Origin of the sequence: Pseudomonas sp. D2002, assembly GCF_013385735.1 — a bacterium.
GTDB lineage: Bacteria > Pseudomonadota > Gammaproteobacteria > Pseudomonadales > Pseudomonadaceae > Aquipseudomonas.
Window position 1 is genome coordinate 1 of the sequence record NZ_JACAPL010000036.1, and the last position, 314, is coordinate 314.

At 46.8% G+C, this 314-nt stretch carries 2 tRNA genes; both read left to right on the forward strand.

From position 1 onward, the window contains the following. Nucleotides 1–80 precede the first annotated feature (80 nt). A tRNA-Ile gene (locus HX783_RS29755) sits at nt 81–157 on the forward strand. Nucleotides 158–167: 10 nt separating this feature from the next. Further along, nucleotides 168–243 (forward strand) — tRNA-Ala (locus tag HX783_RS29760). The last annotated feature ends 71 nt before the right edge of the window (nt 244–314 follow it).

Genomic DNA, 314 nt, shown 5'->3' on the forward strand with positions numbered 1-314 from the left:
GATTCATTGAAGAAGACGATAGAAGCAGCTTTAAGCTCCAAGCTGATAGCTCTTAGCTAATCAGTTACGCGCTCGAAATTGGGTCTGTAGCTCAGTTGGTTAGAGCGCACCCCTGATAAGGGTGAGGTCGGCAGTTCGAATCTGCCCAGACCCACCAATTTTGTTATGGGGCCATAGCTCAGCTGGGAGAGCGCCTGCCTTGCACGCAGGAGGTCAACGGTTCGATCCCGTTTGGCTCCACCATTAACTGCTTCTACTGTTAGAGTTTAGAAATGAATATTCTGAAGTGAATATTGATTTCTAGTCTTTGATTA